This window comes from Comamonas sp. (assembly GCF_036666375.1).
GTDB lineage: Bacteria > Pseudomonadota > Gammaproteobacteria > Burkholderiales > Burkholderiaceae_C > Comamonas.
This window is the reverse complement of the sequence record NZ_JAVWWA010000156.1, coordinates 1-7,813: the sequence shown is the minus strand read 5'-3', so window position 1 is coordinate 7,813 and position 7,813 is coordinate 1. Positions and strand designations below refer to the sequence as shown.

At 65.4% G+C, this 7,813-nt stretch carries 9 protein-coding genes; 7 read left to right on the top strand and 2 right to left on the bottom strand.

From position 1 onward, the window contains the following. Together tldD and RR928_RS23245 are read left to right on the top strand one after the other, a co-directional pair. On the top strand, positions 1-1,343 hold a 1,343-nt coding region (gene tldD, locus RR928_RS23250; protein ID WP_332684425.1), incomplete at its 5' end, for a metalloprotease TldD. A 466-nt stretch (positions 1,344-1,809) separates the two neighbouring features. Continuing rightward, positions 1,810-2,973 carry a 3-deoxy-7-phosphoheptulonate synthase gene (locus RR928_RS23245; RefSeq protein ID WP_332539264.1) on the top strand — a complete coding sequence of 388 codons (1,164 nt, stop codon included), beginning with the start codon at positions 1,810-1,812 and terminating at the stop codon, positions 2,971-2,973. 33 nt (positions 2,974-3,006) lie between these two features. Here RR928_RS23245 and RR928_RS23240 read toward each other — a convergent pair whose 3' ends face one another. Further along, positions 3,007-3,357: a YqcC family protein gene (locus RR928_RS23240; RefSeq protein WP_332539262.1), complete on the bottom strand. Its 351-nt coding sequence runs from the start codon at positions 3,355-3,357 to the stop codon at positions 3,007-3,009. Positions 3,358-3,509: 152 nt separating this feature from the next. Between RR928_RS23240 and RR928_RS23235 the strand changes: the two genes are divergently transcribed. Further along, positions 3,510-3,821 carry a hypothetical protein gene (locus RR928_RS23235; protein WP_332539260.1) on the top strand — a complete coding sequence of 104 codons (312 nt, stop codon included), beginning with the start codon at positions 3,510-3,512 and terminating at the stop codon, positions 3,819-3,821. Positions 3,822-3,909: 88 nt separating this feature from the next. On the opposite strand, the gene mpl is transcribed toward RR928_RS23235, so the two are convergent. Further along, complete coding sequence (gene mpl, locus RR928_RS23230) at positions 3,910-5,340, bottom strand: UDP-N-acetylmuramate:L-alanyl-gamma-D-glutamyl-meso-diaminopimelate ligase (protein ID WP_332539258.1); 1,431 nt, start codon at positions 5,338-5,340, stop codon at positions 3,910-3,912. 260 nt (positions 5,341-5,600) lie between these two features. Here mpl and RR928_RS23225 point away from each other — a divergent pair, with 260 nt between their 5' ends. The 4 genes from RR928_RS23225 to RR928_RS23210 all read left to right on the top strand — a co-directional run. Continuing rightward, positions 5,601-6,212, top strand: a complete 612-nt coding sequence (locus RR928_RS23225; protein ID WP_442881536.1) for a hypothetical protein — start codon at positions 5,601-5,603, stop codon at positions 6,210-6,212. A gap of 16 nt (positions 6,213-6,228) precedes the next feature. Continuing rightward, positions 6,229-6,771 (top strand): TlpA family protein disulfide reductase, encoded by a 543-nt coding sequence (locus tag RR928_RS23220; RefSeq protein ID WP_332549748.1) that lies wholly within the window; start codon positions 6,229-6,231, stop codon positions 6,769-6,771. Between the two features lie 126 nt (positions 6,772-6,897). Continuing rightward, the gene (gene accB, locus RR928_RS23215; protein WP_213300295.1) at positions 6,898-7,347 is read left to right on the top strand and encodes an acetyl-CoA carboxylase biotin carboxyl carrier protein; all 450 of its coding nucleotides are present in this window, start codon (positions 6,898-6,900) and stop codon (positions 7,345-7,347) included. Between the two features lie 114 nt (positions 7,348-7,461). Then, positions 7,462-7,813 (top strand): biotin carboxylase N-terminal domain-containing protein (locus RR928_RS23210; protein WP_332684421.1); only part of this gene is annotated, 352 nt, incomplete at its 3' end.

The window sequence follows — 7,813 nt, the reverse complement described above, 5'->3', positions numbered from 1 at the left end:
AGGTCGATGACGCCGACCTGTACTTCCAATACACCCGCGCCGAAGGCTGGAGCCTCGAGGAAGGCATCGTCAAGACCGGCTCCTTCAGCATCGATCAAGGTGTGGGCGTGCGCGCGGTCAGCGGCGAGAAAACCGCGTTTGCCTATTCCGACGACATCTCCGAAGCGTCGCTGCTGGACGCCGCGCGCACCGTGCGCAGCATCTCCAGCGCGGCCCAGAGCCAGCGCGCGAAAGTCGTGCGCCCCAAGATCGCCGGCAGCCGATCGCTCTATCCCGCGATCGATCCGATTGCCTCGCTCGACAGCACGGCCAAGGTCGAGCTGCTGGGCCGCGTCGAGAAGCTAGGCCGCGCCAAGGATCCGCGCGTCAAGCAGGTCATGGCGGGCCTGGCCAGTGAATACGACGTGGTGCTGGTGGCGCGTGCCGACGGCACGCTGGCCGCCGATGTGCGGCCGCTGGTGCGGCTGTCGGTCACGGTGATCGCCGAGCACAAGGGCCGGCGCGAAGTCGGCTCGGCCGGCGGCGGCGGCCGCTTCGGCCTGGCCTATTTCAGCGAGGAGCAGATCAGCCAGTATGTCGACGAAGCCGTGCATGCGGCCCTGGTCAACCTCGATTCGCGCCCTGCGCCCGCGGGTGAAATGACCGTGGTGCTGGGCTCGGGCTGGCCGGGCATCCTGTTCCACGAAGCCGTGGGCCATGGCCTCGAGGGCGATTTCAACCGCAAAGGTTCGAGCGCGTTCAGCGGCCGCATAGGCCAGCGCGTTGCCGCCAAGGGCGTCAACGTGCTCGACGACGGCACCATTGCCGACCGCCGCGGCTCGCTGAACGTCGATGACGAAGGCTGCCCCAGCCAGCGCAACGTGCTGATCGAGGACGGCATTCTCAAGGGCTATATCCAGGACTCGATGAATGCCCGCCTGATGGGCGTCGCGCCCACGGGCAACGGCCGGCGCGAGAGCTATGCGCACATTCCCATGCCGCGCATGACCAACACCTACATGACCGGCGGCGATCTTCCTCCCGAGGAAATCGTTGCCAGCATCAAGAAGGGCCTGTACGCGACCAACTTCGGCGGCGGCCAGGTCGACATCACCAGCGGCAAGTTCGTGTTCTCCGCGAGCGAAGCCTACTGGGTCGAGAACGGCAAGATCCAGTATCCGGTCAAGGGCGCGACCATTGTGGGCAGCGGCCCCGAGTCGCTCAAGAAGATCAGCATGATAGGCAACGACATGCGCCTGGACCCCGGCGTCGGCACCTGCGGCAAGGAAGGCCAGAGCGTTCCCGTGGGCGTGGGCCAGCCCACGCTGCGCATCGACGGCCTCACGGTGGGCGGCACGGCCTGATCCGGGCCGTGGCCTGGCGCACCAGGCAAAGGACAAAGAGGGCCCAGGCCCTCTTTTTTTTCGGCCGCAAGCCGTGCGGCGGCATGCACGGCGCATGGATTTGCGCTTTTTGCGCATTTTTTTGTTTTTCAATTAACGCTGTATTGCTGCAAGAAATTGCAATACAGCGCAATTAAATTGCAAGGATGCGGTTTTTAAAGGCCGGAATGCAGGTTTGTTGACTTGCCTGTTGTCGCCTGGCAACGCCGCGCCAGGGTGCGGGGCAGGGGGACTGTGCTACATTTTCCTCCTATGAATGCAGCACGCGCTTACTTTGCCTATTTTTGGTTCTCGGTCCCCGGCGGATGAGAGGCGAGCGCACAAGCACCCGAAACAAACTCTCTAAGAACCGCCGAAGCTGAAAAGCCCGGCGGTTTTTTTTTGCTCTTTCATTCCCAGCCTTCCACGCATTCCACGAAAGCACACGATGACCGCTCCTAACGCATCCGCCAGCGATTCCTGGTATCGCAGCTCTGTCCACAAGACCGGCCAGACTGACGACGAACGTATCAAGGACATCACTGTGTTACCCCCTCCAGAGCATCTCATCCGTTTCTTCCCCATCTGCGGGACGCCCGTGGAGGCGCTGATCGGCAATACGCGCCACACCATCCACCGCATCATGGCGCGCGAGGACGACCGGCTGCTGATCATCATCGGCCCCTGCTCGATCCATGATCCCGCCGCAGCGCTGGAATACGCGCGCCGCCTGGCCGTGGTGCGCGAGCAGTACAAGGACACGCTGGAGATCGTGATGCGCGTGTACTTCGAGAAGCCGCGCACCACCGTGGGCTGGAAGGGCCTGATCAACGACCCCTACCTCGACCAGAGCTACCGCATCGACGAAGGCCTGCGCATCGCGCGCCAGCTGCTGATCGACATCAACCGCCTGGGCGTGCCCGCGGCCAGCGAGTTCCTCGACGTGATCTCGCCCCAGTACATTGCCGACCTGATCAGCTGGGGCGCAATCGGCGCGCGCACCACCGAAAGCCAGGTGCACCGCGAGCTGGCCTCGGGCATCTCGGCGCCCATCGGCTTCAAGAACGGCACGGACGGCAACATCCGCATTGCCACCGACGCGATCCAGTCGGCCGGCCGCGGCCACCACTTCCTGTCGGTGCACAAGAACGGCCAGGTTGCCATCGTCAACACCACGGGCAACCAGGACTGCCACGTGATCCTGCGCGGCGGCAAGACCCCCAACTACGACGCCGAAAGCGTGGCCTCGGCCTGCGCCGACCTGCGCGCTGCCGGCCTGCCCGACACGCTGATGGTCGATTGCAGCCATGCCAACAGCTCCAAGCAGCACGAGCGCCAGAAGGACGTGGCGCGCGACATCGCGGGCCAGGTCGCCGGAGGTTCGGACTCGGTGTTCGGCCTGATGATAGAAAGCCATCTGCAGGGCGGAGCGCAGAAGTTCACGCCCGGCAAGGACGATGTCGCCGCGCTCAAGTACGGCCAGAGCATCACCGATGCCTGCCTCGACTGGGACGATTCGCTGCAGACCCTGGCCGTGCTGTCGCAGGCCGTGCAGGCGCGCCGCGTGCGCCAGGAAACCAAGACCGAAGCTGCGGCTCCCGCGCTGGCTTGAGGTTTGCAGGCCGGCGCGCTGCCGGCCTGGCGCTCAGTGCTGGCGGGCCGCGCCGGTATTGAGCGTGTGGTCGAGCCGCTGCAGCAGCGCCAGCAGGCGGCTGCAGTCGCGCGGCGCAAGCCGGCTGAACTCGTGCTCGCCCAGCGCATGGATGTTGCAGTTGCCGGGCAAGGCGCTGCGCGCGTCGATCAACGCGCTGAGCCTGGGCACGAACACCCATTGCAGCCACTGGTGGAATTCAAGCGTGTCATACATGAACGGCATGGTCGACGCCAGCGCCTCGGCGCTGGGCGGCAGCGCCGACCACAGATCGAGGGCGCTCATTTCCGCTTGCAGCGCCTGCAGCTGCTCCTGGATTTCGGCATGCTGGGCAGTAAGTGACATCGGTGGGCCTGTGATGAGAACGGGAGGGCGATTTTAGCCAGCCTGGGCTGAAACTGCTCGCAGTCCCGCTGGCGCCCGCGCGGCGATTGTGTTTAAGCTGCTTGCCTGGGCGCATCCTGCGCCCGTTGGCGATATCTGCCGAAAGGTTTTTCATGCACAGCGAAGTGACCGTGACCCTGGCCCCCGAACAGGAATTCCATGTCGACCTGCGTGGCGTTGAGCCGCTGGACCACGAAGCCGCGCGCAAGTGGCTGGACGAACAATTCATTGCCTTCGACTGCGAGCCCCTGCGGCCCAGCGGCAAGGTGCTGCTGGCCGACAAGCTGCTCACGGTGGCCCATGCCGCGGGCGCGTCCCGGCTGTCCGACCCCGAATGGCTGCGCGCCTACGGCCGCGCGGCGACGGGTGTCACTGCGCGGCCCGTGGTGCGCATTGATGTTCCGGCGATGACCGTGGGGTACTGACTTCCAGTGGGGCGCAGGCACGCTCAGGGCGGATGAGGCAACCGTTCGTGGTGGGCCACGGCCTGCTGGGGAATGCGCGCGCCTCGCCTCAACCTGCCTGCTGGCCCAGCCGCTCCAGCAACTTGGCGTGGATCCCGCCAAACCCCCCGTTGCTCATGCAGACCACCTGATCGCCGGGCCGGGCTGCGGCCACCACCTGGTCGACCAGCGTGTCGATATCGGCCGCGGTCTGGGCGCGCTTGCCCTGGCCCACGCCCATAGGGGCGAGCGCCGCCGCCGCATCCCAGTCGAGGCCGGCTGTATGGCAGAACACCAGGTCGGCGCTTTCCAGCGACCAGGGCAGCAGCGCTTTCATCGCGCCCAGCTTCATGGTGTTGCTGCGCGGCTCGAACACCGCGAGGATGCGCTGGCCCGCGGGCGCGCTGCGGCGCAGGCCGTCGAGCGTGGTGCGTATCGCCGTCGGATGGTGGGCGAAATCGTCGAACACCGCGATGTCGCGCACCGTGCCGCGCAGCTCCATGCGGCGCTTGACGTTCTGAAAGCGCGCCAGCGCCGCGCAGGCCTGGGCCGGCGTCACGCCCACATGCTGGGCCGCGGCGATTGCGGCCAGTGCGTTGAGCTGGTTGTGCACGCCGGTCAGCGACCATTCGAGCCGCGCGACGTTCTTGCCGCGCTGCAGCACATCGAAAGCATGGGGCTCGCCCTGGGCGCTGAAGTCGCTCACGGCCGAGCCGAAATCGCAGACATCGCTCCAGCAGCCCTGGTGCAGCACGCGTGTCAGGCTCTCTTCCAGCGCGTTGCTGACAATGCGCCCAGACGAAGGCACGGTGCGCACCAGATGGTGAAATTGGCGCTCGATCGCTGCAAGATCGTCAAAGATGTCGGCGTGATCGAACTCCAGGTTGTTCAGAACTGCCGTGCGCGGATGGTAATGCACGAACTTGCTGCGCTTGTCGAAGAACGCGGTGTCGTACTCGTCGGCTTCGATCACGAACAGCGGCTCGGCGCCCGCCGGTCCCGGCCCTGAAACGGGTCGCGTGGCCGCGCCCAGCCGCGCGGACACACCGAAGTCCAGCGGCACGCCGCCGACCAGGAAGCCCGGCGCAAGGCCCGCGCATTCGAGAATCCAGGCCAGCATCGATGTGGTCGTGGTCTTGCCGTGCGTGCCGGCCACGGCCAGCACATGGCGACCGCGCAGCACATGCTCGCTGAGCCATTGCGGGCCGCTGGTATAGGGCAGGCCGGCGTCGAGAATCGCTTCCATCAGCGGATACTTCGCGCGTCCGTCGGGCAGGCGCGCGCGGCTGACGACGTTGCCGACGACGAACATGTCGGGCCGCAGGCTGATCTGGTCGGCGTCATAGCCTTCGATCAGTTCTATGCCCAAGGCGCGCAGCTGGTCGCTCATCGGGGGATATACGCCGGCATCGCAGCCGGTCACGCGGTGGCCCGCTTCGCGCGCGAGTGCGGCGAGTCCGCCCATGAAGGTGCCGCAAATCCCCAATATATGTATGTGCATGGCTCGGGATTCTACGTTTGGCGCAGCGCAGCAAGCGCGTTGGTCGCGCCCCGGTGACAAGGGCTTGCAAAAAAGCCGGGGCCGCGCATTTAATGGCGTTGCGGCGCGCGCCTGGCCAATGGTCGCGGCGCCGACAATCACCGCTGGCACGGCGGGGCGATGCCATCCCGGTATTCTGTCGCCAGGGGCCTGCGGTGATGCGCTGCGGGTGTTTGTCGGTTCGGCGTTTTTCGGGAGGCTTTATGCAACAAGACTCACTCATGGATGAGATCGCCCACACCGCCGCGCGCCTGGTTGTGGAAGATGGTCTCGACTGGGGCGCGGCCAAGCGGCGAGCGTTGCGTGAACTGGGCCTGCCCGCGCGCACCGCACTGCCCGACAACGACCGCGTCGAGGACGCGGTGCGTGAATACATAACGCTGTTTTGCGCCGACACCCAGCCGGCCGAGTTGCGCGCGCTGCGCGGGCTGGCGCTCGAGTGGATGGAGCGCATGGCCGAGTTCCGCCCGCATCTGGGCGGCGCGGTCTGGCGCGGCACGGCGACGCGGCTGTCCGATATCTATCTGCAGCTGTTCTGCGATGACTGCAAGTCGGCAGAAATCGCACTCATCAACCACCATGTCGACTACGACCCGAGCACGGTCACGGGCTTTCATGGCGAGGATGTCGAGGCGCTGAGCCTGGGCGTGATGTGCCGCGAACTCGACGTGGTCGTGGGCGTGCACCTGCTGGTCTACGATCTCGACGATCTGCGCGGCGCGCTGCGCCCCGATGCCCACGGCCGCAGTCCGCGCGGCGATACGGCGGCGGTGCGCAAACTGCTGCGTGAAGATAATGGAACCCATGACGAAGCTATCCAACCAGTCCGATGAGTCCTCTGCGGCTGCCATGCCCGCAGGCGCTGCAGCCCTTTCCTCGCGCCGGCGCCTGTGGCTGGGCGCGGGTGTGGCCGGTGTGGCCGCCATGGCCGGCGCAGGTGTCGCCTGGTGGCGGCTGACGCCTGGCGCGACCGAGCCTGGCGTGGAGGAGGCGCTGTGGCGCCAGCAGTTCACCACGCCCGACGGCGCGCCGCTGCCCATGGCGGCCTGGCGCGGCCAGCCGCTGATCGTCAATTTCTGGGCCACCTGGTGCCCGCCCTGCGTGCGCGAGCTGCCGCTGCTCAGCGAATTTGCGGGCCGCAAAGCCGTGCATGGCATTCAGGTGGTAGGCTTGGCGGTCGACAAGCCCGCGCCGGTGCAGAAGTTCCTGCAGCGCCAGCCGCTGGGCTTTCCCGTAGGCATGGCTGCCGATGGCACCCAGCTCACGCGCGAGCTGGGCAACATGAACGGCGGACTGCCGTTCACGGTGTTCCTGGGCGCGGACGGAAAGCTGCGGCAACGTAAAATAGGCGAACTGAGCGCGCAAGATCTTGCGAAATGGGCCCAAAGCTAGCTTGGGGCATGCCTTTTTTCCCTAATCTCCCTAGCGATGTTGATGAAAAATGTGCCTCGAAACGCGAAGTAGGGCGAAATTGGAGTAAATTCGCGCCCTTATTAAGTTTTAGTCGCTGGAGCTCCCATGGATTTGCGAAAACTCAAGACATTGATCGATCTGGTCTCTGAATCCAACGTGTCAGAGTTGGAAATCACCGAGGCCGAAGGCAAGGTGCGTATCGTCAAGAGCGAAGGCAAGGTACTGCAGCAGTATGTCGCCGCTCCCGTGGCCGCCCCCGTGGCGCCCGCTCCCGCTGCCGCTCCCACGGCCGAGCTGCCCGCTCCCGTGGCTGCGGAGACCGGTCATGTCGTGAAGTCGCCGATGGTGGGAACGTTCTACCGTTCGTCGAGCCCGGGTGCCAAGCCGTTTGTCGAGCTGGGTTCCGAGGTCAAGGAAGGCGAGACCATCTGCATCATCGAAGCGATGAAGATCCTCAACGAGATCGAAGCCGACAAGTCGGGCAAGATCACCCGCATCCTGGGCGAAAACGGCCAGGCGGTGGAATACGGACAACCACTGTTCGTGATCGAGTGATCGGCGAGCCTGTGATGCTGCGTGAAGCAAAAAGTAGCAGCCGCGCCTGTCGCCCGGCTGTGCCCATGACTGTGGCGTGCGCCCATACGCAGGCACTGCGCTGCGAGGACTTCCATGTTTAAGAAAATTTTGGTGGCCAACCGGGGCGAAATTGCCCTGCGCATCCAGCGCGCCTGCCGCGAACTGGGTGTCAAGGCCGTGATGGTCTACTCCGAAGCCGACCGTGACGCCAAGTACGTCAAGCTCGCCGACGAGGCCGTCTGCATAGGCCCTGCGCCTTCTCCGCTGAGCTATCTCAGCATGCCGGCCATCATTTCCGCGGCCGAAGTGACCGATGCCGAAGCCATCCACCCCGGCTACGGTTTCCTCAGTGAAAACGCCGACTTCGCCGAACGCGTCGAGAAGAGCGGTTTCCAGTTCATCGGCCCCACGCCCGAGTCGATCCGCATCATGGGCGACAAGGTCT

Excerpts from the sequence above, each read along its gene's own strand:
- RR928_RS23245 (WP_332539264.1), top strand. The coding sequence starts at position 1,810 with ATGACCGCTCCTAACGCATCCGCCAGCGATTCCTGGTATCGCAGCTCT.
- RR928_RS23240 (WP_332539262.1), bottom strand. The coding sequence starts at position 3,357 with ATGTCACTTACTGCCCAGCATGCCGAAATCCAGGAGCAGCTGCAGGCG.
- RR928_RS23235 (WP_332539260.1), top strand. The coding sequence starts at position 3,510 with ATGCACAGCGAAGTGACCGTGACCCTGGCCCCCGAACAGGAATTCCAT.
- accB (WP_213300295.1), top strand. The coding sequence starts at position 6,898 with ATGGATTTGCGAAAACTCAAGACATTGATCGATCTGGTCTCTGAATCC.
- RR928_RS23220 (WP_332549748.1), top strand. The coding sequence starts at position 6,229 with ATGCCCGCAGGCGCTGCAGCCCTTTCCTCGCGCCGGCGCCTGTGGCTG.
- RR928_RS23225 (WP_442881536.1), top strand. The coding sequence starts at position 5,601 with ATGGATGAGATCGCCCACACCGCCGCGCGCCTGGTTGTGGAAGATGGT.
- mpl (WP_332539258.1), bottom strand. The coding sequence starts at position 5,340 with ATGCACATACATATATTGGGGATTTGCGGCACCTTCATGGGCGGACTC.